Origin of the sequence: Acinetobacter gyllenbergii (genome assembly GCF_001682515.1) — a bacterium.
Taxonomy (GTDB): domain Bacteria; phylum Pseudomonadota; class Gammaproteobacteria; order Pseudomonadales; family Moraxellaceae; genus Acinetobacter; species Acinetobacter gyllenbergii.
Genome location: NZ_KV575267.1, coordinates 97,616 through 123,675, shown reverse-complemented (window position 1 = coordinate 123,675; position 26,060 = coordinate 97,616). Strand labels below are relative to the sequence as shown.

The 26,060-nt window shown below is 41.2% G+C and carries 22 protein-coding genes and 1 tRNA gene; 15 read left to right on the top strand and 8 right to left on the bottom strand.

Annotated features, from left to right (window positions below; genetic code table 11):
* Position 1 precedes the first annotated feature (1 nt).
* From kdpB to NG55_RS15755, 4 genes are read left to right on the top strand one after another with little or no spacing between them, the layout of a single operon-like run.
* Positions 2–2,014: a potassium-transporting ATPase subunit KdpB gene (gene kdpB / locus NG55_RS15770; protein ID WP_065343764.1), complete on the top strand. Its 2,013-nt coding sequence runs from the start codon at positions 2–4 to the stop codon at positions 2,012–2,014.
* 9 nt (positions 2,015–2,023) lie between these two features.
* Positions 2,024–2,659 (top strand): potassium-transporting ATPase subunit KdpC, encoded by a 636-nt coding sequence (kdpC, locus tag NG55_RS15765; protein WP_065343763.1) that lies wholly within the window; start codon positions 2,024–2,026, stop codon positions 2,657–2,659.
* A 12-nt stretch (positions 2,660–2,671) separates the two neighbouring features.
* Positions 2,672–5,320: a sensor histidine kinase gene (locus NG55_RS15760; protein ID WP_065343762.1), complete on the top strand. Its 2,649-nt coding sequence runs from the start codon at positions 2,672–2,674 to the stop codon at positions 5,318–5,320.
* A 10-nt stretch (positions 5,321–5,330) separates the two neighbouring features.
* A complete protein-coding gene (locus NG55_RS15755; protein ID WP_065343761.1) occupies positions 5,331–6,029 on the top strand; it encodes a response regulator in 699 nt (232 codons plus the stop codon).
* Between the two features lie 29 nt (positions 6,030–6,058).
* Here NG55_RS15755 and NG55_RS15750 read toward each other — a convergent pair whose 3' ends face one another.
* Positions 6,059–7,684, bottom strand: a complete 1,626-nt coding sequence (locus NG55_RS15750) for a long-chain fatty acid--CoA ligase (RefSeq protein WP_065343760.1) — start codon at positions 7,682–7,684, stop codon at positions 6,059–6,061.
* A 466-nt stretch (positions 7,685–8,150) separates the two neighbouring features.
* Between NG55_RS15750 and NG55_RS15745 the strand changes: the two genes are divergently transcribed.
* From NG55_RS15745 to NG55_RS15735, 3 genes are read left to right on the top strand one after another with little or no spacing between them, the layout of a single operon-like run.
* On the top strand, positions 8,151–8,822 hold the full coding sequence (locus tag NG55_RS15745; protein ID WP_016541409.1) for a CsgG/HfaB family protein: 672 nt from the start codon (positions 8,151–8,153) through the stop codon (positions 8,820–8,822).
* A gap of 17 nt (positions 8,823–8,839) precedes the next feature.
* Positions 8,840–9,208, top strand: a complete 369-nt coding sequence (locus tag NG55_RS15740) for a DUF4810 domain-containing protein (protein ID WP_065343759.1) — start codon at positions 8,840–8,842, stop codon at positions 9,206–9,208.
* A complete protein-coding gene (locus NG55_RS15735; protein WP_016541407.1) occupies positions 9,205–9,882 on the top strand; it encodes a DUF799 domain-containing protein in 678 nt (225 codons plus the stop codon). Before NG55_RS15740 ends, NG55_RS15735 begins: the two co-directional genes overlap by 4 nt.
* A gap of 60 nt (positions 9,883–9,942) precedes the next feature.
* Here the strand turns inward: NG55_RS15735 and NG55_RS15730 are convergent, their stop codons facing one another.
* On the bottom strand, positions 9,943–11,403 hold the full coding sequence (locus tag NG55_RS15730; RefSeq protein WP_065343758.1) for a coniferyl aldehyde dehydrogenase: 1,461 nt from the start codon (positions 11,401–11,403) through the stop codon (positions 9,943–9,945).
* Between the two features lie 132 nt (positions 11,404–11,535).
* Here NG55_RS15730 and NG55_RS15725 point away from each other — a divergent pair, with 132 nt between their 5' ends.
* The 5 genes from NG55_RS15725 to NG55_RS15705 all read left to right on the top strand — a co-directional run bounded on the left by NG55_RS15725 (position 11,536) and on the right by NG55_RS15705 (position 18,032).
* Positions 11,536–12,615, top strand: coding sequence for an AraC family transcriptional regulator (locus NG55_RS15725; RefSeq protein ID WP_065343757.1), 1,080 nt, complete (start codon positions 11,536–11,538; stop codon positions 12,613–12,615).
* Between the two features lie 484 nt (positions 12,616–13,099).
* A complete protein-coding gene (locus NG55_RS15720; protein ID WP_016541404.1) occupies positions 13,100–14,437 on the top strand; it encodes a CitMHS family transporter in 1,338 nt (445 codons plus the stop codon).
* A 141-nt stretch (positions 14,438–14,578) separates the two neighbouring features.
* The gene (locus tag NG55_RS15715; RefSeq protein ID WP_023271536.1) at positions 14,579–15,688 is read left to right on the top strand and encodes a porin; all 1,110 of its coding nucleotides are present in this window, start codon (positions 14,579–14,581) and stop codon (positions 15,686–15,688) included.
* 212 nt (positions 15,689–15,900) lie between these two features.
* On the top strand, positions 15,901–16,461 hold the full coding sequence (locus tag NG55_RS15710; RefSeq protein ID WP_016541402.1) for an undecaprenyl-diphosphatase: 561 nt from the start codon (positions 15,901–15,903) through the stop codon (positions 16,459–16,461).
* Positions 16,462–16,619: 158 nt separating this feature from the next.
* Entirely contained in the window at positions 16,620–18,032 is a 1,413-nt protein-coding gene (locus tag NG55_RS15705) for a glutamine synthetase family protein (protein WP_065343756.1), read from the top strand.
* Positions 18,033–18,080: 48 nt separating this feature from the next.
* Here NG55_RS15705 and NG55_RS15700 read toward each other — a convergent pair.
* Both NG55_RS15700 and NG55_RS15695 read right to left on the bottom strand, forming a co-directional pair.
* Positions 18,081–18,153 (bottom strand) — tRNA-Arg (locus tag NG55_RS15700).
* A 69-nt stretch (positions 18,154–18,222) separates the two neighbouring features.
* The gene (locus NG55_RS15695) at positions 18,223–19,581 is read right to left on the bottom strand and encodes an amino acid permease (protein ID WP_016660181.1); all 1,359 of its coding nucleotides are present in this window, start codon (positions 19,579–19,581) and stop codon (positions 18,223–18,225) included.
* Positions 19,582–19,953: 372 nt separating this feature from the next.
* Between NG55_RS15695 and prpF the strand changes: the two genes are divergently transcribed.
* The 3 genes from prpF to NG55_RS15680 all read left to right on the top strand — a co-directional run bounded on the left by prpF (position 19,954) and on the right by NG55_RS15680 (position 22,780).
* The gene (gene prpF / locus NG55_RS15690; RefSeq protein WP_065343755.1) at positions 19,954–21,141 is read left to right on the top strand and encodes a 2-methylaconitate cis-trans isomerase PrpF; all 1,188 of its coding nucleotides are present in this window, start codon (positions 19,954–19,956) and stop codon (positions 21,139–21,141) included.
* Between the two features lie 160 nt (positions 21,142–21,301).
* Positions 21,302–22,219 (top strand): polyprenyl synthetase family protein, encoded by a 918-nt coding sequence (locus NG55_RS15685; protein WP_065343754.1) that lies wholly within the window; start codon positions 21,302–21,304, stop codon positions 22,217–22,219.
* A gap of 192 nt (positions 22,220–22,411) precedes the next feature.
* On the top strand, positions 22,412–22,780 hold the full coding sequence (locus NG55_RS15680) for an MmcQ/YjbR family DNA-binding protein (protein WP_065343753.1): 369 nt from the start codon (positions 22,412–22,414) through the stop codon (positions 22,778–22,780).
* Between the two features lie 47 nt (positions 22,781–22,827).
* Here the strand turns inward: NG55_RS15680 and NG55_RS15675 are convergent, their stop codons facing one another.
* From NG55_RS15675 to NG55_RS15660, 4 genes are all read right to left on the bottom strand, one after another.
* Positions 22,828–23,679 (bottom strand): SPFH domain-containing protein, encoded by an 852-nt coding sequence (locus tag NG55_RS15675; RefSeq protein ID WP_004652274.1) that lies wholly within the window; start codon positions 23,677–23,679, stop codon positions 22,828–22,830.
* Positions 23,680–23,697: 18 nt separating this feature from the next.
* Positions 23,698–24,156 carry an NfeD family protein gene (locus tag NG55_RS15670; RefSeq protein WP_016541396.1) on the bottom strand — a complete coding sequence of 153 codons (459 nt, stop codon included), beginning with the start codon at positions 24,154–24,156 and terminating at the stop codon, positions 23,698–23,700.
* Positions 24,157–24,337: 181 nt separating this feature from the next.
* Positions 24,338–25,255: a patatin-like phospholipase family protein gene (locus NG55_RS15665; RefSeq protein WP_016660182.1), complete on the bottom strand. Its 918-nt coding sequence runs from the start codon at positions 25,253–25,255 to the stop codon at positions 24,338–24,340.
* Positions 25,256–25,317: 62 nt separating this feature from the next.
* On the bottom strand, positions 25,318–25,944 hold the full coding sequence (locus NG55_RS15660) for a lysophospholipid acyltransferase family protein (RefSeq protein WP_023271546.1): 627 nt from the start codon (positions 25,942–25,944) through the stop codon (positions 25,318–25,320).
* Between the last annotated feature and the right edge of the window lie 116 nt (positions 25,945–26,060).

The window sequence follows — 26,060 nt, the reverse complement described above, 5'->3', positions numbered from 1 at the left end:
AATGAAACATTCAAATGCGACACAACAAATGGATATTTTGAATAAAGAAATTATTCAGCAAACTTTTCATAAACTGTTGCCACAGTATGCTTTTAAAAATCCAGTGATGGCCTGTGTCTGGGTGGGTACAATCTTAACGATTGTCGCAACCTTGATGGGGAGTACCAGTTTCGGTTTTGGTCTGCTGTTGAGTCTGATCTTATTGGTGACAGTACTATTTGCTAATTATGCAGAAGCGGTTGCTGAGGCCAAAGGGCGTGGGCAAGCTGCATCTCTACGTCAGGCCCGTGAAAATTTAACCGCAAATCGTATCCTCGATTTAAATGCTGTACCGAATACGATTTCTGCCAATCTGCTTAAAAAAGATGATCTGGTCATCGTCAAAGCCGGTGAAATTGTTCCTGCGGATGGCGAGATTATTCAAGGCTTTGCGACCATCAATGAATCAGCTGTTACCGGAGAGTCTGCGCCTGTATTGCGTGAAGCCAATACGGATCGTTCAGGCGTGATTGGCGGCACTAAGGTTTTGTCAGATGAAATTATTATTCGCGTGAGTAATGAAGCTGGTCATAGTTTCCTAGACCGTATGATTGCCTTAGTTGAAGGTGCCAATCGCCAAAAAACACCGAATGAGGTCGCGTTAAGTATTTTGCTCAATATTATGACCATTACTTTTATTGTGGTGGTGGCAAGCTTACCCTTTATTGGTTCAATGGTCGGGATTAAAATCAGCATCGTCTTGTTGATTGCTCTATTGGTATGTTTGATTCCAACCACAATTGGGGGCTTGCTCCCTGCGATTGGGATTGCTGGGATGAACCGTGCTTTAAAAGCCAATGTCTTAGCCAAATCAGGGAAAGCAGTTGAAGTTGCAGGTGATATTGATGTGCTGCTATTGGACAAAACCGGCACGATTACCTATGGCGACCGCCAAGCGACAGCTTTTTATCCATTGGCTGGTGTGAGTCCAACTGAATTACGTCAAGCCGCAATGTTGACGTCTTTCGCTGACCCAACCCCTGAAGGTAAATCTGTGGTGAGTTTGGGTAAAGAAATGGGCGAGAGCATTCGTGAGCCTCAAGATGCAGAATTTATCCAGTTTAGTGCATCAACACGTTTGTCTGGTGTGGACTTAGCGACTGGACAAAAGATTCGTAAAGGTGCTGTCGATGCCATCCTTAAATTTACCAATCAAGAGATCAAAGACAACATTGAACTCAAAACTCGTGTCGAGCAAGTGGCTTCTAAAGGTGCAACACCACTCGTAGTCGCTTCAAATCACAGTATTTTAGGGGTGATTGAGCTATCAGATGTGATCAAGCAGGGTATTAAAGAACGTTTTGCGCTGTTACGTGAGATGGGTATTAAAACCATTATGGTTACAGGTGACAATCCGTTGACTGCAGCAGCGATTGCAGCAGAAGCGGGGGTGGATGATTATATTGCAGAAGCCAAACCTGAAGATAAATTGGCTTGTATCCGTAAAGAACAAGCTGCGGGTAAACTGGTGGCAATGGTCGGTGATGGTACCAATGATGCACCTGCCTTGGCACAGGCAGACATTGGCTTAGCCATGAACTCAGGCACCCAAGCCGCGAAAGAAGCTGGCAATATGGTAGATCTGGACTCTGACCCAACCAAGTTGTTGGATGTAGTTGAAATTGGGAAGCAGCAATTGATTACCCGTGGCGCCTTAACCACCTTTTCTTTAGCAAATGATGTCTCCAAGTACTTTGTGATCTTACCTGCATTGTTTGCGGTGGCCATTCCACAACTTGGGGTGCTGAATATTTTGCAACTCAGTAGTCCAAGCAGTGCAGTAATTTCAGCCTTGATTTTTAATGCACTGATTATTCCAATGTTGATCCCATTGGCTTTAAGAGGGGTGCAGTTTAAACCTGCCAGTGCATTGCAATTGTTACGCCGTAATATGTTGATTTATGGGGTAGGTGGGGTGATCTTTCCGTTTATCGCGATCAAGTTGATCGACCTTATTGTGTCATTGTGGATTTAGGAGTGAGAAATGAATACTTTATTGAATCATGAGCAATTGAATCAACAGGACTTGGCATTATCGGGTCAAGGACATTCAGTTCTACGTCCTAGTCTTGGTCTGATAGCCGTGGGTTTCCTAATTGCAGGAGTGCTGTATGCTACGGCTAGTGTTTCTATTGCACAGCTACTCTTTCCAGTGCAAGCCAATGGCAGCTTAATCGAACTGGATGGCAGAATTGTGGGTTCTCGTTTGGTGGGGCAAAATTTTGTTGGTGAACAATATTTCCATGGTCGCCCTAGTGCGGTAAGTTACAATGTTGATGGAATGGCAGGTAGTAACTTGGCAGTCTCTAATCCTGACTTACAAAAACAAATTAAGGAAAGAACGGTGCAATTTGCCCAGAACAATCATATTTCAGAACAGCAGGTACCGAACGATATGGTGACAGCATCAGGTAGTGGGATTGACCCTGATATTTCACCTGAGAGTGCATTGTTACAGGTGAAGCGAGTGGCACAACAACGTCATTTAGCAGAGCAACAATTGCGAGATTTAGTACAACAACAGATTCAGCCTGCACAGCTTGGTTTATATGGACAAGCACGAGTCAATGTACTGCAGTTGAATCTAGCCTTAGATCAATTGTCATCTACACCTCGTTAATAGAGCGCACTTATGCAGATTGATCGTAATAACAAAGCAGATGCGTGGTTGGCACATAGTCAACGCGAACAATCTGGACGTTTAACCATTTTCTTGGGCGCAGCACCTGGCGTAGGTAAAACCTATGCCATGCTGACCCGAGCGCATGAACTGATGCAACAAGGGCAGCATGTGATGGTCGGGGTGGTTGAAACCCACGGTCGATCTGATACCGAGCGTTTGATTCAAGGCCTCAATGTAATTCCAAGAAAGGCTGTGGAATATCAAGGCCGTATGCTGGAAGAGATGGATCTTGACCAAATTCTTAAATTAAAGCCTGAAATCGTGTTGGTGGATGAATTGGCACATCGTAATGTGCCAAACAGTCGGCATGAATATCGTTGGCAAGATGTCAATGAACTGTTGGATGCAGGCATTGATGTTTATAGCACTTTAAACATTCAACACCTGGAAAGCCTGAATGATGTGGTCTATCAGATCACGGGCATTCGGGTTAGTGAAACGGTTCCTGACGCATTATTAAAACGTCTGAAAGACATTCGTTTGGTTGATTTGCCCGTACCTGAGTTATTAGAACGCATGAACCATGGCAAGATTTATTTTGCTGATGTTGCTCCTCAAGCATTACAAGGATTTTTTAAACCTGCACATTTAACCGCTTTACGGGATTTAGCGATTCAAACCGTTGCAGGGCAAGTTGAAATTGATTATCGGGAAAAATTTGTTGCACAAGGGCAGATTATCCCGATTCAAAATCATGTGATGTTAGCAATTGATGGTTCTGAGTTTTCTGAGGATTTGGTTAGGCGGGCACATCGTATCGCAGAGAGACGCAATGCGATGTGGAGTGTAATTTCAATTCAAAAGAGCCAGAAAACAACAACACAAACCTTAGCCGTAACCAAGGCATTTAACTTGGCGCGGAAACTCGGTGCAGATACCTATTTGTTACATAGCAATCATATTGCATCGACCATTTTACAGGCGGCCTATGATTATGGTGCATCCAATATTTTACTCGGTAAAAGTCCTCAAAAATCGTTTTGGCAGCGTCTGTTATCAGACCATATTGCGGATCAACTTTTAGAAAAACAGCACCCTTTTGAGATCACCTTCGTTCAACCATTAAAAACGAAATCTAATGAACCGAAACCGCAGACAGATAGCGCACGCGTATCGTGGTCGGCACAAGCACTGGTTTTTAACCCACGTGAGATCATTGAAAGTAGTTTGATTGTCTTATTGGGCTTAATTGCGGCAACAGTGAGTGATCATTTTATTGGGTATAGTGAATTGGCTTTGATTTTTGTGGTCACCGTGTTGGTGGTTGCGATGCGGGCGCGGATGCTGATCACCATTTTGAGTGTGGTGATTTGTTTCTTGCTTTATAACTACTTTTTTATTGAACCTCGATTTACCTTGCGCATTAGTGCTGAACGTGGCGTGATCACCATTGTTATCTTTATTGCTTCGGCCTTGTTGGTGGGGCGTTTAGCCAATCAATTACGCGCTCAAGTTCTTAGTTTACGTGCTGCCAACTCAGTGTCTTTACAAATACAGGAGTTGGAGCGGAAGTTATCTAGCTGTGTCGATATTGAACAGGTTTTAAATATTGCCAAACAACATTTAGAGAGTTGTTTAAATGCAACAGTGTGGTTGAGAATTGGCACACAGGAGTTAGGCGATAGCAGTGTGTTGAATGAAAAAGATCAAATCGCGGCCAATTGGACCCAGAAAAATGCCAAGCCTTGTGGGCGTTTTACCAATACGCTAACCCAATCCGAATGGTGGTTTAATCCACTAAATCTGGTGGGAGGCTATGGGGTGATCGCACTTCGATTTAATCAAAAAACAGAAACAATCAGTTTTGAGCAGCAACGGTTGGCGGAACTGATGATTGATGATATTGCACAAACCACGTCACGGGTACAGTTGTCTTTACAGTTAGAAAACTCCCGCGTGGTAGCAGAAACTGAAAAATTACGTTCGGCATTATTGTCATCTGTCTCTCATGATCTACGTTCCCCCTTGGCTGCAATGATCGGATCAGCAGATAGTCTGAAATACTATGGTGAGCAGATGCCAGCAGAGGATCGTGAAAGTTTATTGGACACCATTCATGTTGAAGGTGAGCGTTTGGATCGTTATATTCAAAATCTGCTGGATATGACCCGATTAGGTCATCAGGGTTTAAGTCTAAGTCGTGACTGGATTGGTGTAGAAGAACTGATCGGATCGGCGACACAGCGACTGAAGCGCTATCAGCCCAAGATTAATATTGACGTTACAATGACAGATGACTTGCCACAATTATTTGTGCATCCGGCCTTGATTGAGCAGGCCATCTTTAATGTGTTGGAAAATGCAGCCAAATTTTCACCTGATGATGTGCCGATTGAGGTCAGGATTTATCAAGAAGATCAGTTCCTACAAATTGATATTATAGATCAAGGCATCGGAATCCCAGAAGATGAGCGAGAGCAAATTTTTGATATGTTCTATACCATGCAACGTGGTGATCGGGGCAAAACGGGAACAGGTTTAGGTCTTGCTATTGTTAAAGCGATTATTGGGGCGCATATGGGCAGTATCGAAGCACTCGCAGGGACATATGGTCAGGGCACCTTAATTAGAATACGATTACCACTTCATCAGGATTAAAACCACTGTTATGCCGCACTCATTTAACTCACCAGCATCAATTCTGATTATTGATGATGAGCCACAAATCCGGAAGTTTTTGGACATTGCTTTACGTGCACAGGGCTATCAGGTACATGTGGCTGAAAATGGTATGAAAGGATTGGAGAGTTTAGCAACACGTGGCGCTGATCTGTTGATTCTAGATCTGGGTTTACCCGATATGGAAGGGCTAGAGGTTTTAACAGAATTGCGCCAATGGTCAGACATTCCTGTGATCGTCTTGTCGGCACGTCCAGATGAAAATCAAAAAATTAAACTGCTAGATGCGGGTGCCAATGACTATGTTACCAAGCCGTTTAGCATTCAGGAGCTCTGTGCCCGTATTCGGGTGATGTTCCGCAATAAGCCACAACAGGCAGAACACAATCTAATATTTAATGATGGACAGCTTTGGATTGATGTTGCTGAACATGCAGCCAAGTTAGCTGGCGGCGAAATTACCTTAACCAAAAAAGAATTTCAGTTGTTGGCCCTGTTGATTCGTCATCAAGGCAAAATCGTGACGCAAAAACAAATCATGACTGAGTTATGGGGGATTAGTCATGAAGAGGATACCCACTATCTTAGAATCTTAGTAAAAAAACTCAGAACTAAAATAGGGGATTCCGCAGTGACACCTAAGTATATTTTCACCATTGCGGGTGTAGGGTTACGCTTTGGTGAATAGTGAATTTATTCTATCGTGGTATTCAGCGATTATGATTTTAGTAAAAAATCACCATATTTTTCGCGCAGTTCTGCCTTCACAATTTTCCCTGTTCCATTGATAGGCAGAGCATCAACAAAAATCACGGCATCTGGAACCTGCCAAGATGCGATTTTATCGGCGAAGTATGTAAGCAAGTCTTCTTCAGTTAAAGTGGAGTGCTCTTGTTTTACCGCAATTAAAATTGGACGTTCATCCCATTTGGGGTGGCGTGCAGCAATTGCTGCAGCCATACGAATTTCAGGGTGGCCGACGGTAATATTCTCTATTTCAACAGATGAAATCCATTCACCGCCTGATTTGATTAAATCTTTGGCGCGATCACGGATGGTCATGTAACCATCAGAATCAATGCTTGCGATATCACCAGTATCAAACCAACCATCTGAAGTTAGAGAACTTTTTTCTTGATTAAAATAGTGATCAACGACCCATGGACCACGAACTTGTAGGTTTCCTTGGGTATGCCCATCATTTGCGAGTGGTGTTATGCTATTTTCATCAACAATACGTAGCTCTATACCAAAAGGCGGACGACCTTGGCTTTGGCGCAATTTCTCAAGTTCTGTCGGATTTAACGAGGCATGTTTTGCTTTGGGTTGATTGGCTGTGCCCAGTGGACTTATTTCTGACATTCCCCATGCATGAATCGTGTCACAATGATAGGTGTCTCTAAATTCACGGATGATAGAGGGTGGGCAGGTTGCACCACCAACCACATTGCGCTGCATACTTTCTAAGCTGCTGCCTATTTTTTTAGCAGCAAGCAATAATCCCTGCCAAATGGTCGGAACGCCCAATGCCACTGTCACTTTATAATCATCAATTAAACGAACCAGGCTATCACCATCTAAATGTGGTCCAGGCAGAATGAGAGAACTCCCGACCATTGCTGCTGCATAGGGAATGCCCCATGCATTGACATGGAACATAGGCACTACAGGCATGACAATATCTCGAGCAGAAATATTTAACGAGTCGGGGAGTGCAATGGCCATCGTGTGCAGTAAGGTCGAACGATGGCTATATAACACACCTTTGGGATTCCCCGTTGTGCCGGAGGTATAACATAAGGAGCTGGGGGTTTCTTCTTTGAATTGTGGCCAATCAAATTCTACCGATTGATCTTGAATTAACGCATCATAAAAAAGAACGTTTGGAAGTGCGGTGGCAACGCTTTCATCATAGGCGCTTAAACAGATCAATTTTTCAACCGAAGGAACTTGATCCTTAATTGCACTGATTAATGGCAAAAATGTAATGTCGAAGAAAATAACTTTATCTTGGGCATCATTAATAATAAAGGTCAACTGCTCTAGAAATAATCGTGGGTTAATGGTGTGACAAACATAACCACATCCGGAAATGGCATACCATGATTCTAAGTGACGGCGATTATTCCATGCGATTGTGGCAATACGATCACCCTCTGTTAAATTAAACGCCTTGAAAGCATTCGCTAAGCGTTTACTATTCTGCTGGATGTGTTTCCAATCTGTTGTGCTGAGCTGACCGTCAACTTCACGTGAAAAAATGGCAGTATCTGCATGGTATTTTGCTGCATGCTCAATTAAGTTACTAATCAATAAATCCTGATGTATCATTTTTCCAAACATTTTTTATCCTTTTTTGTGGGTTGATTTGTTCAATTAAGAGGTGAACATGAGCTTGATGTCTTACTGTTTATCGTTACTAGCTGAAATAAAATGATATTGAATAGGCAAATTTAGGGCGAATAATCTATCTAGAGATGTAGCACAGCTTGGCTATGGTGAGAACTTGAGGTCTAGCAAAATGAAAGTAGCATCGAGAAAAATAGTGGTCAATATGAAAGCACATTTTATTCATATTAAAACTCTAATGATCATTTCATCTGATTGAGCCAAGGACTAAGGGAGATTCTCGGTTATTCCAGCCGATTGAACCATAATCATGTACTTATAATATGCAATATTTATGAGACTATGGAATAAATTTTATTATAATTAATAATGGTTTAGTGTATTGATGGCGATAAACTGTTTTCAGTTTTTTTAGTATATACTAGTGAAACTTTTTTATATCTTGCTTATTTGAGTCAAAATGAAAAAATTATTAGCGGTTACAGTATTTAGTACTTTCGGCTTAATGGCCTGCTCAACCACAGAAACATCCAAATCAATTCAAAGCCCGCAAGTGACGGCAGCTGTTCAACAGATTAAATATAACGGGGTGAAAGTACCTGTTTCGATTGGTAAGTTTGATAATCGTTCTAGTTATATGAGAGGCATCTTCTCTGACAATGTGGATCGTCTTGGTGGACAGGCGAAAACGATTTTAGAAACGCATTTACAGCAAACGGGTTATTTCTCAGTTCTAAATCGCGATAATTTGTCTGAACTTAAACAAGAAGTGGGATTTAGCAACAGCACTCAAAGCATTAAAGGTGCACGCTATGTGATTACTGGCGATGTGTCTGAATTTGGTCGCAAAGAAGTGGGTGATCAACAATTATTTGGGATTTTAGGGCGCGGTAAACAGCAAATTGCTTATGCCAAAGTGAACTTGAATATTGTCGATGTAAAAACCTCAGAGATTGTACATTCAGTACAAGGTGCGGGTGAGTACGCATTGGGCGCGCGTGAAGTGCTTGGTTTTGGTTCTACAGCCTCTTATGACTCAACCTTGAATGGTAAGGTGCTTGATCTAGCGGTACGTGAAGCGGTCAACAATTTAGTGACTGATATTCAGAATAATCGTTGGACTGCGCAATAAGACTGGATCGTCCTAAAATGAAAAACATTGTTTGCACCAGTCTGATCAGCATCGGATTGGTCGGTTGTGCTGCTGGACCTCAACCTTTATATAGTTGGGGCTCTTATACACAGCAGACCTATCTGATGTATAACCAACCAGAAAAAGCCACACCGAGCGCACAAATTATCAAGTTAGAAGCGGAAATCGAAAAAGCCAAGGCGAAGAATCAAGGTGTTCCACCAGGCTTATATGCACATCTGGGCTGGTTATCTTTACAAGTGAATCATACACAAAAAGCCGTGGAATATTTTCAATTGGAACGACAGGTTTATCCTGAATCTACGGTATTGATGAATCGTTTGTTGCAGAAGATGAATGCCAATGGAGGAATTACAAAGCCATGATCAAGGCATTTTTAGTTTCAAACCTTCTACTTACAGGCATACTGGTTACAGGCTGTGCATCATCTCCAACGGTGAATAAGGATATGACGGCCTATAAACAGCATATGCCGAAATCTATTCTGGTGTTACCGCCAGTCAATGATTCCCCAGATGTGAAGGCAACTTATAGTTATTGGCCAACCGTGATTACACCCGTTGCTGAAGCAGGTTATTACGTCTTTCCGATTTCTGTGGTCGACTCGATGTTTAAAGAGAACGGCGTGACCAATGGCCATGATGCACAAAGCATTGCGCCGCAGAAATTACAGGAAATCTTTGGGGCTGATGCCGCACTCTATATTCGAATTAAAGAATATGGTTCTCAGTATCAAGTGATCCAAAGTGTTGCAACCGTCAGTGTAGAAGCAAAATTGGTTGATTTAAACAGCAATGAGACGCTTTGGACGGGTGAGAAAAAGGCTGTTCAATCCAGCAATAGTGGCAACAATGACTTACTCACTGCGTTGGTCGGGGCATTGGTTGAACAAATTGCGGGAAGCTTAAATGATCGGGCTTATCCGTTGGCATCGGTGGTGAATACGCAACTCTTTACCCCAACACAGCATAACCCAGGTTTAGGTTTACTCTATGGACCTCGTTCACCGAAATACCAACAAGATGGTGTTCTAAAGTAATTCATTTTTTCATCTGCAGAATAAAAAAGCCTCTTGATGAGGCTTTTTTATTCTTAAAGATTATTTGATATTTGGGTCACCTTGTTTCAAGAAGAAACGTATGGCCAACTTTTGTACCCAAGTACCGTATGGCGGATAGAACAACTGGGTTGGGAAGAAACGATGACGTGCAAACACTGTTTTAGCATGAGAAAGTTCACGGAAACCTTCTTCGCCATGATAAGAACCCATGCCAGAGTTTCCGATTCCCCCGAAAGGTGCATCGTGGTTGACTACATGCCAGCCCCAATCATTCAAGGTCACGCCACCAGAGTGGGTTTGCTTTAAGACGTAATCTCGTTCATTGGCATCGTGAGTGAAGAAATATAAAGCCAATGGTCGCTCACCTGCCTGAATATACTGAATTGCATCGTCTACGCTATCGTAAGCAACCACAGGTAAAACTGGGCCAAATAGCTCTTCTTTTAAAATTCGCATCTCTGGGGTGCAATTCAGCACAAGATGCACGGGCATACGACGTGCATCTTGGTCTCGATCATATTCACCACAGGCAATGATTTGAGCGCCTTTGGCTTGGGCATCATCCAAAATATCGAGTAAACGTTTTAAATGACGATCATTCACAATCGAGGTGTAATTGTCATTGTTGCGAATGTTGTTGCCATACATACTGGTGAAATTCGTTTGGCATTCTGTAACGAATTGATCCACTTTTTCTTTTGGCACCAGTGCATAGTCGGGTGCAACGCAGATCTGACCACAGTTGGTGGCTTTGCCGTGTAAAACACGTTTTGCTGCATCAGCCAAAGGATAGTTACGACTCACCAAAGCAGGGGATTTACCGCCAAGTTCTAAGGTGACTGGGGTCAGATTATCTGCGGCCGCGCGCATTACTACACGACCAATCGCAGGCGAGCCGGTAAATACAATATGGTTGAATGGAAGCGAAGTGAATTGGGCTGGGTCAAGGATTTCCTCACCAAAAACAGCAACTTCATCTTCACTGAAAATCTCAGCCAACATCCGTCGTACCACAGCATTAGTCGCAGGAGTCACTTCGGGTAGTTTGATCATCACCCGATTACCTGCTGCAATTGCGGCAATTAAAGGACCTAAGGCCAGATAAACTGGAAAGTTCCAAGGAACAATGACCCCAACAACACCTTTGGGCTGATACTGCACTCGTAAGCGATTCGATAAAAATAGCAATTCAGTGCTACGTTTGCTTGGTCGCATCCAACGGCGGACATGGCGAATGGCATGTTCCGCTTCAAGTACAGAACCAAGTAAATCCAGCAGTTTTGATTCATCTACAGAGCGTGAACTAAAGTCGGTATTAATTGCAGACGCAATCACATCTTGATAACGGATAATTTGTTTTTTTATTTGCAATAATTTGCGACGTCGATCATCGAGAGCAGGGTAGGGCTGAGCAGTAAAAGCAGCACGTTGTTGCTTGAAAACCGAATGCATATGCTCGGTTGCAGGATCACTGAAGGCCTGTGAAGTTGAAAGTGTCATTGTTGCTCCTTTCATGCTTATTAGTAGAATAGACTTTATGATTGATGCGTTTTGTAGTCGATGTTAAATTGAGACAACAAAAAGTAATTTAGTGCCATTATGCATCATCACTTAAGGGATGAGGTGAAAAAAATGCGTAAACAAGAGCTGGGCTCAACATTGGTCGAAGCACGTTATGATCAACAACAGATGGCTCAGGGAACACCGATTCTTGGTTTAACTAGTCTGCTAGAAGCGATGCAACAACAAGGTTATAGTCTGACAGAACTTTTGGCTGGTACGGGCATTTCTCAGGATGCACTGAATAGCGCAGCTTCCCATATTTCTCCCTATCAAAAATTACAACTGTTTAAAACCATTCAGCGTTTAACCACAGATCCGCTGATTGGTATGCGGGCGGGTCAAAAGCAACGCTTATCCGACTTTGGTGTCTATGGCTATGCGCTTTACGCTTCCCGTAATTTTCAACAAGCAGTGGAGTTTGGTATTCGTCATATCAAACTCGCTGCACCAGTCCTTAAGAAAACCTTTTCAATTCAAAAGCAAGTCGCCATTTTTGAAGGCCATGAGATTATTGCGCTCGGCAAGCTATTGCCTTTGGTCTGCGAGTTTTGGTTTAGTTCGATGCAAAGCTTGATTGAATGTGTTTTGGAAGCGCCATTTCAAGCTAAAAAATTATTACTGCCTTATCCAGCCCCAGAATATGCGGCAGAGTATGAAAAGGTATTTCGTTGTCCTGTCGAGTTTGATGCTGAGGTGATGCAATGGCATTTTGATCTTGATTGGCTTGATAGGCCTTGTCCCAATGCTAATCCGATTACTGCGGATATGTGCCAATCTTTTTGTGAGCGCATGTTAGCAACAGATGACAATGAGCAAGAGCCCGAGTTAGTTCGTACCATTCGACTCATTTTATTAGATGCTGTGGGAAGCTTTCCAACTGCACAACAGATGGCGGATCAATTACATTTATCTAAGCGAACTTTGTATCGTCGTTTGGCAGATGTCGATATCAGTTATCAGGAAATTTTAGATAGTACTAGACGCCGACTTGCCGATGAGTATTTAACAACCAGCTTGAGCATCGATGAAATTGCAGAACGTTTAGGATTTTCTGACACCTCAAATTTTAGAAAAGCCTATCGAAATTGGGTTGGGATTTCACCAAATGAGTATAGGCTACATAAAAATAATGAAATTGAGTTTAAATAAGTCGTTTTATTCTCGGAATATGAATTTTTAATATTATTTTAATATCCTATGATAATAATACTTATTATAATTTGAGAGCAATACAATAAGGGTTATTCTCCTGCTTTTATTTTAACCAGAATAGTAGTTTTGTAAATGAGTGATATTTGTTTTAATTATCATTTGTTTAAAAACGTTATTTTTTAATCAAAAATTGCACCATAATATAGCATTAATATTTTGAATAGGTTGTATTTTGTTTGTTTATTACTCGGATGTTTTGATCGATTGATCTAAATTGTTTGATAAAAATATATTAATAATTAAAGTCTTATATTAAAAAGTATATTTGCATACTTTTAAAGTATTTTTCATGTGAATGGCTGTGTTGACTATATAATTAAATTAAATGAATTACCTAAAGTTAAATCGCATAGAATCTGTGCTGGATTAGGGTAGGGTCTACCCATTAATAAAAAATTTATTATGCTAAGGATTGCGTTCAATGCTGACTTTTTTAGGTATCAGCATGATCATGTGCTTTATGTATTTGATCATGTCAAAACGTCTCAGTGCATTAGTTGCATTAATTTTAATCCCATTCATATTCGCCCTCATTGCTTGGGGTCTCGGTTTTTATTTTGACAGTTTGAGTCATATCCAGCTCGCTGAACTTGGCAATACCATGTTAGAGGGGATTAAAAAACTGGCGCCAACTGGTGTGATGTTGCTTTTTGCAATCTTGTATTTTGCATTAATGATTGATTCGGGCTTATTTGATCCTTCGGTCAGATGGATTTTAAAGAAAGTAAAAGGTGATCCGCTAAAAATCACATTAGGTACGGTTTTTTTGACGCTACTGGTTTCTTTAGATGGTGATGGTTCAACCACGTACATGATCTGTGTGGCTGCTATGATGCCGCTGTATAAACGTGTTGGCATGAATCCCCTGATTATGACCTGTTTGATGCTGCTTTGTAGCGGTGTGATGAACTTGACACCATGGGGTGGACCGACTGCGCGTGCAGCGAGTGCATTACAAGTCGATGCCAGTGAAGTGTTTATTCCAATGATTCCATCGATGATTGTGGCTGCTGCTTGGTTATTCTTCTTGGCTTATCTGTATGGCATGTATGAGCGCAAACGCTTAGGTGTGATTGAGTTGGTGGATATCAGCCATGCTGATGATATTTCAATTTCAAAAGATCCAGAAGCACAACGTCCGCATTTACGCTGGTTTAACGGAATTTTAACACTGGTGTTAATGGCGTCTTTGGTGAAAGGGATTTTACCAATGTCGATCCTGTTTATGCTGGGTTTCTGTATTGCATTGGTGGTGAACTATCCATGCGTGAACATGCAGAAAAAACGTATTGCGATGCATGCCGATAGCGTATTAGCAGTGGTAGGTGTAATCTTTGCTGCAGGTGTCTTTACTGGAATTTTATCGGGTACAGGTATGGTTGAAGCCATGTCTAAAGGCTTCGTCGCGGTGATTCCGCCAAGTTTAGGACCTTATTTGGCACCGATTACGGGTGTATTAAGTATGCCTTTAACCTTCTTTATGTCTAATGATGCCTTCTATTTTGGTGTGTTACCGATTCTTGCAGAAGCTGCATCGCATTATGGTATTGCCCCTGTAGAAATCGCACGTGCATCGATTATTGGTCAGCCGATCCATTTATTATCGCCATTGGTTCCTTCAACCTACTTACTCTGTGGTTTGGCTGCAGTAGAAATGGGTGACCATCAAAAATTCACTTTGAAATGGGCATTTATTACCTGCTGCGTATTGATGGGCAGTGCATTAATATTTGGCGTATTCCCATTTTATAATATGTAAATCTAATTATGATGATGCTTTTATATGCATAAATATATAAAAGCATTCATATTTATTCGTTCCCCCTTAATTTTAAATTTTGCTTGAAATAGAGCGAAATAGCGTTTTTTTACTTTTTTTTAGATGGTTAGGAAGATAACAATGAAGATGAAAATTGCTCTCGCAACGATGATGAGTATTGCGACCTGTTCTGCATTTGCAGCACCAAAATTTTATGGAGAAATTGATGCAAGTATTGATTATTTACCAGAAAAAAATGCGAATTCATCCGATCGTGATGTCTGGAAGGTAAGTAGTAATAGTTCATTTCTTGGGATTAAAGGTGAGGAAAAATTAACCGAAAATTTGAGTGCGATTTATTTAGCAGAATGGGCATTTTATGCGGATGGAGATCGAAATGATTGGTCACAACGAAACCGTTTTGTCGGATTAAAAGACGAACGTTTTGGTACGCTTAAAGTCGGAAAACATAATACACCATTAAAAGATTTATCAAGCCCAGTGGATAGCTTTAATAACTATATTGGTAATAAAGCTGACATCACTGGGATTATGACGGGTGAAAACCGTGTCAATAATGTGGTGGTCTATGATTCTCCTGAAATTGCGTTGAATGGTGGTAACGTAGAAGCCAGTGTTTTACTCGCAACAGGCGAAAGTAGAGGCATTGAAGATGACAAGCGTGGTGGTGTGAATGCCGCTGGTCGTGGACTAGGAGATGCATGGTCTGCATCACTCAGTTATAGCCATCCCGTGTTTTTGGTTGGTGTCGGCTATGATAAAGCCATTCCAAGTGATTTCTTGGGACATGGTTTGCTGAATGCAGCAGAGACAGAGACCCAAGTTGAAGAAGTATTTGCAGCAGCAAATACGGTGCGTGTAATTGGTCGTCTAACGCCAATTGAAGGTCTCGCTTTAAAAACGCTGTATCAAACTTCAAAGGTTGCGGATAAAAAAGGGAATGATGCAGGTGCCATCAATATTGATGATTCACAAGGATGGTTGATTGGCGCTGAATACAAGTTACCAAATCAGTCGAAGTGGACTGTAAAAGCACAATACAGCCAAAACAACACCAGCTTTAAAAGCAATGAAGCAGATTTTGACGCTAAGCAATTATTGCTAGGAACTGATTATTCATTTAACAAACAAGTCAAAGCCTATGGTTATGCTGGATACTCAACTTTTGAGCAGGCGAGTGCTAAAGATAAGCAACCGATTGCAGGCACGGGTTTAGAATTTAAGTTCTAATTTTCAGTTGATTAGCATCAATGAATAGCGGAGGTTTCTTCTATTTATTGGTGCTTTTTCCATGAATTTATATCTATTTTTCATGTAATAGCTCCGCTTAATTCTTTAGCAAGATATGAACAATAAACTACAGGAAAAATTAATAATTTCTTCATTATTATCCTGTATATTGAGCGCATTGATCTTCATGGATAGTGCGGATAGAAAAGGAAATGATTTTTAAAGCATTAAATATTTCGTTATTTAATAGTGTAAATTCTTTTGCGAAAGAAAACCCATTGCTTGATCAGCTTGCGGTTTTTTTAGCTGAGGATTTGAATACGGTCTTTATTAGTTTTTTGGTATTTTTGTTGGTCACGCAGTGGAAAATATACAATCTTATATTTGCCAAAGCACTTGTGATTGTCCTGTTTTCTCTGCTGCTAAGTGACATTATTGAATTCTTTTATCATCATCCGCGTCCATTTCAGCTCGATTTAGGACATAAGTTGATTGGTCATGGTTCTAGTTCATCTTTTCCAAGTCAGCATACGCTCACAATCGTGATTATTGCATTTTCTTATTTGTTAGCGGGCTTTAAGAAGATTGGCATTATTGGCTTGATTCTCAGTGCCATTGTGGGTTTAGCAAGAATTTTTGTAGGCGTCCATTTTCCCTTTGATGTGATTGGTTCTTTTGTGATTGGTTTTATGCTGGTCATATCTATCAATTATGTTTTAAAAGCATTGGCAATCAGAATCAGAAGGTTGAAAATCATTCGCATTGCGGATTAGAGATTTAATCGAATCAGAAACGGGGTTTGACTCCGTTTTTTATTGCCTGAGTTATAAGAAATTTATTCGATTTCCCAAAGAGTTTACGTACTGTTTACGTTACTTCTATTGGAGCCTCAACTAAGCTGAATCTATCTATATAACTTGAGCTTTCAGCTATGAGTGCTGTACTTGTTGAGATCAATCATCCATCTGCGTTTAAAAAGTATATTCAAACGGCAATCTGCAACAATGATATTGATGGTGTTACGCTAAAAAAACGATTTATAGAAGAAGTCGAAACTTATTTAAAACATTATCCCAATACCCAGCATGTCGACATTTATTTATGTGATTTAAATGGACACTTACGCGGTAAACGTATTGATGTCGGTTGTCTAAAAAATCTGAATAAAGGCTGTTATTTCCCATTGTCGATTTATGCCATGAGTCTGGATGGTAAAGTGATTGAAGAGACAGGACTCGGTAAATATATTGGAGAGCCTGATCATTTATGTGAACCTGTTTTAGGAACATTAAAACCACATGCGCTTGAGCCCGAAACAACAGCTCAGCTACTTCTAACAATGAAAGACAGTCATGCCCAAGATTGCCTATATGAACCTCGTAATATTTTAAAAAAGATGCTCTATCAACTTCACGATAAAAATTACGTTGCTTGCATCGCAGCCGAAGTCGAATTCTATTTACATCCTTTAACTGAATTGTCCGCTGTGCAAGAGTCCACAAGCCAGTGTTTTGATATTAATACCTCTGACATTTATCAACATATTCTGAATGAGATTGAAGCCGTTGCAAAAAGGCAGAATATTCAAATTACGGGAATTGTTTCTGAATCTTCTTCAGGGCAATATGAGATTAATTTACAGCATACAACTGATCTTTTAGCCTTATGTGATCAGATTATGTTGTTGAAAAGAAGCATTAAACAAATTGCCAATCAGCATGGTTTACGTGCAAACTTTCTTGCCAAGCCTGATATGCATAAAGCGGGCAGTGGTATGCACTTCCATATGAGTCTTTTAGATCAAAAGCAGCAGAATCTTTTTAGTTCGGCGCAAGATAAAATCTCTGATAATTTATTAAAAGCGGTGAGTGGACTGCTGTTATTGATGCCTGATTCAATGGCGATCTTAGCGCCTAACTTAAACTCTTTTAGACGTTTTAAACTTGGTCATCATGTGCCGCTTGAAGCCAATTGGGGGTTGAATAATCGTAATGTTGCGATTCGAATTCCATGTTCTGATCAAGAAAATCAACGGTTGGAATATCGTGTTGCGGGAGCAGATTGTAATCCTTATTTGGCTGTGACAATGATGTTGATTGGAACTTTACATGGTTTTACCCATCAATTAGATATTCCTAAGCAAGCACATCAGCTAAAACTGAAAAGTGAGCATGTATTATTGCCGACTGAGCAAATGCAGGCATTGCAATTATTCCAAGCCAACTCGGTTTTAATCGAATCCTTAGGTAAGGACTTTGCCACGCTATGGTGTACGCTAAAGCAGGCTGAATATCAAAGTGTTTATAGCCAAATTACAGCTATCGAAAAAAGCTGGGATATTTAGATGACTCATATTGACGATTGGGCAATGCGTAAGAGGGTTGATGGGTTATGCGCTCAGCGGGACTCGAACCCACGTCGGTCGCTTAGGAGGCAACTGCTCTATCCAGTTAAGCTATAAGCGCATAATTTTATGATTATAAACAAAAAAGTGATTGCAGAAGCAATCACTTTTTAATGAAACCGATCAACTGTTAATCTTCAGTTTTACGATTTAAAAATTTATAGAAAATAAACATCAATACAATCCAGATCGGAATCATCAGTACTGATTCTTTGAAGCCTTGTTGCCACATGATGTAGAGCACTACACCAATAAAAGCTAAAACTAAGTAGTTACTGAATGGAGACCACAAAGCTGGGTACGAAGTCTTGATTTGCGCTGTTTTGATATGACGTCTATATTTTAAATGGGTTAAGCTGATCATTGCCCAGTTTAAAACCAGCGCGCCAACAACCACATACATTAAATGTCCAAGCGCATCTTCAGGCACAAAGTAGTTTAACAAGACACAGCCAAAAATAAGGAAAGCAGAGAGAAGGACTGCTGGAACAGGAACCCCTTGCTTATTGGTTTTGGTAAAGATTTTTGGCGCATTACCTTGTTGAGCTAAACCAAACACCATACGGCTGTTGGCATACATTCCGCTGTTATACACGGATAATGCAGCTGTCAGGATAATAAAGTTAAGTAAATGCGCTGCCCAACCAATTCCCATTTGACTGAAAATCATCACGAATGGACTTTTATCTAAGCCACCTAAATCCAGTTGGTTCCAAGGTACAAGAGACAAGAGAATCGCAAGCGAACCCACATAGAACACTAAAATACGAATGACCACTTGGTTAATCGCTTTAGGAATAGTGGTCTTTGGATCTTTGGCTTCTGCTGCGGCCATACCAATCAGTTCAATTCCCCCAAAGGCAAACATCAGGAAAGCCAGCATATAGAACAGGCCATCGAAGCCATGCGGGAAAAAGCCGCCATGTGCCCAAAGATTGCTAAATGAGGCAGTTGAATTGGCATCCGCAGTGAAGAGTAGGAATAAACCAAATAAGATCATAGCAACGACAGCAGTCACTTTGATGATTGCTAGCCAGAACTCTGATTCACCATAGAATTTAACATTGGTCAAATTCACTGCTGTAATCACCACGAAGAAGAATAATACAGACTGCCAAGCGGGGATTTGTGGCCACCAGTAATTAATATATTTACCTACTGCCGTTAGCTCAGTCATTGCCACAAGGATATAGAGCACCCAATAGTTCCAACCTGTGATAAAGCCTGGAAATTTACCCCAATATTTATAAGCAAAATGGCTAAAAGAACCTGCTACAGGTTCTTCAACAATCATTTCACCTAAATGACGCATGATCAGAAAAACAATCAAGCCGCCAATTGCATACCCCAAAATAATAGATGGTCCAGCAGACTGGATAATTTGCGCAGAACCTAAAAATAAGCCCGTACCAATCGCTCCACCCATCGCGATGAGTTGGATATGGCGGTTTTTTAGTCCACGCTGAAGTTGAGAAGAATCGTTGTTCAAAGGACTGAGCTCGACGAGGAATTAACTGGATTATTCTAATAGATTCAAAGATTTTCGCCTAGTAAAAGTACAGTGATGCTATGACTGGAAAGTTGTTTTTAAAAGTCATTTAAAATCATTTATTTGTATGAATATTAAAATGAAAATTGCTGTAAATTTAGACGCTTAAATTCTGTCCTTGTTTTTCCCGACAGACGGATTGGAATTTCTGCCATTGTGAAAGTATGGAAACCGACTCAATATAAGGTCGAGATTTGAGCTCGTATGACCGATCCTAAAACAATTGGTCGTATGGTATTTTTGAATGCCATGCAGTAACTTTAGACTCAAAACCAATCTGCACCAAGAACATGATAAAAGGATGAAATTGACATGAGCTCAGTACCGCAAATCAAAGTCCCTGCGACCTATATGCGTGGAGGCACAAGTAAAGGTGTATTTTTCAAACTGGATGATTTACCTGAAGCGGCACAAGTAGCAGGCAAAGCACGTGATCAACTTCTTCTGCGTGTGATTGGTAGCCCAGACCCTTACGGTAAACAGATTGATGGAATGGGTGGGGCAACTTCAAGCACCAGTAAAACCGTCATTTTGGCAAAAAGTTCGGAGCCAGAACACGACGTTGATTATTTATTTGGTCAAGTATCGATTGACCAACCGTTTGTTGACTGGAGTGGGAACTGCGGTAATTTAACTGCTGCAGTGGGTTCCTTTGCGATTTCAAATGGTTTGGTCGATGCATCGCGTGTTCCTGAGAATGGCATTTGCACGGTACGGATTTGGCAGAAGAATATTCAAAAAACCATCATTGCACATGTTCCTGTGACTAATGGGCAAGTACAGGAAACTGGTGATTTTGAGCTGGATGGCGTGACCTTTCCTGCTGCCGAAGTGCAAATTGAATTTTTAGACCCAGCTGATGATGGTGAAGAAGGCGGGGATATGTTCCCGACAGGAAATGTGGTCGATCAATTGACCGTTCCTGAAGTTGGTACATTCCAAGCAACGTTTATTAATGCTGGGATTCCAACGATTTTCCTCAATGCCGAAGATATTGGTTATCAGGGAACTGAGTTACAAGAGCATATTAATAGTGATGCAGCAGGTTTAGCACGTTTTGAAAAAATCCGTGCCTATGGTGCAGTGCAGATGGGTTTGATTAAAGATATTTCGGAAGCAGCAGCACGTCAGCATACGCCTAAAATTGCTTTTGTATCACAGCCAAAAAGCTATAGCTCATCAAGTGGTAAACCCGTTGAGACGAGTGATGTGGATTTATTGGTTCGCGCTTTGTCGATGGGTAAATTACATCATGCCATGATGGGAACAGCAGCGGTCGCGATTGGTACGGCAGCTGCTATTCCGGGCACCTTGGTGAATTTAGCGGCAGGTGGTGGCGAGCGTGAAGCAGTTCGTTTCGGTCATCCATCAGGGACTTTGCGCGTAGGTGCTCAAGCTGAATTGATTGAAGGCAAATGGTCTGTGAAAAAAGCCATTATGAGCCGCAGTGCGCGTGTACTGATGGAAGGTTGGGTACGTGTCCCGGGTGATAGCTTCTAATTTGTGTGCCATGTTATTTGATAAAGCCTTCATTTGAAGGCTTTATTATTTTGAATTGATTAAAAATACAAACACAATTTCTTCAGATAAATAGTGTTATGATGTGTTCATTCTGGCAAGTCTTGTCATTTTCCATTCATTAAGATTTCCCGAGGCAACTGTGTCATCTATCTCTCAAGTTAATGCGGATGTTTTAAAACAAGCTCAACAACGTATTCAACAAGATTTATTGACAGCATTGGCTGCATTTTCAATTCCAGAACCTTTAAAAGCAGCCGTTCATCATACCGTGATGTTAGGTGGTAAACGGGTTCGTCCTGCACTCTGTTATGCAGCAGCGTCATTACGGCCAAATCACAACTTTGCAGCAGCGCGCCGTGCCGCAGTTGCAGTTGAATTGATTCACTGTTATTCGTTGGCACATGATGATTTACCATGCATGGACAATGATTTACTACGTCGTGGACAACCCACTTGCCATGTGGCATTTGGTGAAGATACTGCCTTATTGGCTGGTGACATTTTGCAGTCGATGGCGTTTGAGATTTTAGGCAGTCGTTTGTTCGATGAACAGGGACAAGCTACAGAGGCTGCAATTGTCTTAAAACAAGTGCAAATCTTAGCAACAGCAAGTTCAAGAATGGTTTGTGGTCAGGTATTGGATTTACAGGCTGAAGGGGAAGGAAAACAAGTTGATCAAACTGAATTGGAAAATATTCACCGCAATAAAACAGGTGCTTTAATTCAAGCGGCGATTATGATGGGCGCGGTGACCATTTTTAATGGGACTGATCAAGCAATTCCTAAATTACGCCAATTTGGGCAAACGATTGGTTTAGCCTTCCAAGTGCAAGATGACATTCTGGATGTGACTGCAAGCACTGAAACTTTAGGCAAGACGGCTGGTAAAGATGAGCAAGTTCAGAAATCAACTTACCCATCGTTGATGGGCTTAGCGCAAGCACAGGCCTATGCACAAAACCTACATGATCAAGCTTTTGAAGCCTTGGCTTATTTTGGTGATGATGCCAAAGAGTTGGTTGAGATTTCACAGTTTTTACTGGCGCGTAAAAGTTAATCTTTGGTCAGTTTTGATCAATGATTGAATGTTATAAAAGACCATCCTTGTATGGTCTTTTTTTGGGAGTAGCTATATACCTTAATACAATCAACAGAACAGATTTAAGCAGTTTATAAATCATTGTTTTAATATAAAAGTGAATCTAAGATAAATAGATGATCCATAGAAATAACAACAGAGCATCGCTTTATGAATGACGATCAATTAGAACAATGTGCGCTTGAATATGGACAACAACTGGCTTTTTCTATCCAGTCACAACCTTTTGGTCCAGACTGTGAGGTGTTTAAGGTCTTTGACAAGGTATTCATGTTGATTGGTGCTTATTCGGGCAAGTTGCTGGTGACGATTAAATGCAAACCAGAGAAAAGCTTGGAATATCAGGAACTGTATCCTTCGATTTCGGCAGGTTATCACATGAATAAGAAACACTGGATCTCGATAGCCAGTGGTCATGAAATTACAGCTGATTTACTGCAAGATCTGGTTAAAGATTCATATGATTTGGTGGTGGGGAAACTCCCTGTTAAAGATCGAAAACGGATTCAGAATGTATAAAAATAAAGCAGCGATAACGCTGCTTTATTTTTGGTTGGAAACAGGGCTTAGTGTTTACCCATAATTCCACGAATAGCATTGAGTACATCAGCTGGAAGTACCACAGTTTTTGCGTTGCTTGATTTAGAAAGATCCTGCATCGCTTTCACATATTGCTCACCGAGTAAGTAAGCAACAGGGATCTCTTTATCACCTACGGCAGTGGTAACCATTTCAATCGCACGTTGTGAAGATTCAGCAAGGACTACCTGTGCTTCTGCATCACGACGCGAAGCTTCTAAACGACCATCTGCTTCTAAAATCGCGGCCTGTTTTTCACCATCGGCTTTGGTCACCGTCGCACGACGTTGACGTTCAGCTGCTGCTTGCGCTTCCATCGCCGCTTGCATGGTGTGTGATGGTTGAATATCTTGAATTTCAACCGTTTTCAAGGTGATACCCCAATCTGAGATATCGTCAGAAATGGCCGCTTTGAGTTTCGCTTTAATATGATCACGAGAAGACAGCGCATCATCCAAGTCCATTTCACCCACGATTGAACGGAGTGAAGTTTGAACAAGGTTTTGAATTGCCCATGTATAGTTTTCAATCCCGTACACCGCTTTTTCTGGAGTGGTGAGATTAATATAAGCCACCGCATTCATGACCAATACCGCATTGTCTCGGGTAATCACTTCTTGTGAAGGAATATCCAGAACAATATCTTTGGTCGTGATTTTATAAGCAACTTCGTCTACATAGGGAATCACGAAATTTAGACCTGGCGCCAACGTGGTATGGTATTTACCTAAACGTTGCACAATCCATTTATAACCTTGGGGAACAATGCGAACCCCTTTAAAAATGGTTATACCAATAAAAGCTAAAAAAGCTAAAACAACAATCGTACCGACAGACATTGAAAACCCTCTTTGTGTTTATGACGTATGAGGTTGAACGACTAAATCATTACCCAAAATATCAACCACGCGAACGCGATCACCAACGTGTACTGGAACAGCACAACGGCAATTCCATTCATCAGAACCTAAGACAGGCATCGAGAAGCGTACAATGATTTGTCCATGTTCAAGACCAGTCTGGATGACCATACCAACTTGACCAATGGTTGCTTCGCGTGGGAGTCCTGCTTTGGTTTTATCAATTGACAGTGGTTTGATAAATTTGAACCAAAGAATCGTACATAAAATAGATAAAACACCCCAAGTAATCACTTGGGTGGTAAAGCCCATCATCGGGAAAAGCCACAGTAAAATACAGACCATGACTGCTGCTATGCCAAACCATAATGCAGCAAAAGCAGGCAAAATCAATTCTGAAAGAATCAGTAAAATCCCTAATACAAACCAGTGCCAAGGTTCAACTACAAATTCCATAGATTTGCTCGCATAATGAAACGGAGTGGAGGTGAAAAAATATTCACCTTTAGCACTGTAACAGATCATTATCTTGATGAATATACAAAGATTGTTTTTTTAGAGTTTAGGGCTAGCACTGCTTAAAGCACTGGTCCATTGGACAGGTTTTTATCAGCGGCAACAGCCCTTTAGCGGATTTTTAGAATTTAGATTTTGGTGCAGGTTTGAGAGCCGCAGGGGAGTTTTTAAATGTGGTAATGGCATTTCGAATTGCAGTGATCTTGGCTTGAGCCGCTTTTTCACCTTCTAAAATCGCTTCATTACTGGATTTTAGGTCTAATGCGCCTAAATGACCCACTTTAGGCTGAATCACGACGGTGGCTTGACTCAACTCTTCATTAATACTTTGTTGGCCCATGATATTAATGGTTTGATCTAGTAAGCCCCACATGCTTAAAGGTTTGCCACCCACTGGACGTGCAGAGATATCCACAGCAATCACGATATCAGCGCCCATATCTTTGGCTGTTTTCACTGGAATTGGACTGACGAGGCCTCCATCCACGTATTTGGTATTGCCAATCACCGCAGGCACAAATACATTTGGAATACTACAAGAAGCACGAACTGCTTGTCCGGCATTGCCTTTAATAAACTCAGCTTTTTTCCCATTATCCAAACGGGTTGCGACCGCAGCAAAACGAATTGGGAATTGCTCAATCGGTTTATTGCTCACCTGCGTATTCACATAATTCTGCAGTTTTTGACCGAGAATAATGCCTTGGCTATTTAACGTTAAGTCACGCAAATCGGATTCTTGCAGTTTTAACGCCAGATTCTGCATTTGATAAGGTGTTTGACCGCTGGCATAAATACTGCCCACGAAGCTCCCCGCACTAGTGCCTGTCACGATTTTAGCTTTAATGCCATGCGACTCTAACACCTTAATTACGCCAATATGGGCAAAGCCTTTGGCACCACCACCACCCAACGCGAGTGCAATGACAGGTTCACGTGCTTTAATCGCCGTAGTTTGAGGTGTTTTCTTTGCTGCTTGATCACAACCAAATAAAGCGAGACTTAGAACAGCCAAGCAAGACAGTCGAGCAATTTTCATATCAAATGCAGATAAAATGAACAAAAAGATGGGCACATCAGATCAGATTTGCCCTTAATTTTCTAGTTTTTTTTCACAAGTTTTTGTAATGGTTCTGCCAGCCAATCAGGGTTCTTGGGTGAGAAGTGCCCGACATAACGTTGCATGATCTGTTCGAGGTCCTGTTGATAATGACCTGTTGGGGTAAAAGCACCTAAACAGTAAATGGTTTTGTGATCATAATCAAAGGCAAACATCACAATTGGAATACCAGCAGCATGAGCGATATGGTAAAAACCGCTTTTCATTTTTTCGGCTTTTTTACGGGTCCCTTCAGGCGCCATGCCAATCCAGATTTTATCGTGCTGATGAATCGTGGCAACCACCTGTTCGGTAAGCCCGTGAGCACTATCACGATGAACAGGAATGAGTCCCGCCCAGTTTAGAAGTGGCTTCAAAGCTGGTTTAAATAAAGTATCTTTACCTAAAACCGTAATTTTTAAACCCAGACCACCTATCGCGAGAAAGCCATACCAGCCATCAATATTGGAGGTATGGGGAGAGATAATCGCAACCGCTTTGGGTAGATTGGGAATCTCACCGACAACCGTCCAGCCTTGGCCGAGAAAAAGTTTTTTACACAATGCACGACTATAAGCTGTACCACGTTGTGGAACTAGCGGAGGTAAATCTGGAAAATGCTGTGGCATAAATCACGATATGTAATGACAACTACAATTATGTTAAACATTCATGACCGTAGCTGCATTGGCAAAAAATAAGATTTTATTGCCTTAGCGATGAAAGGGTTGGATACTTGAGCGAC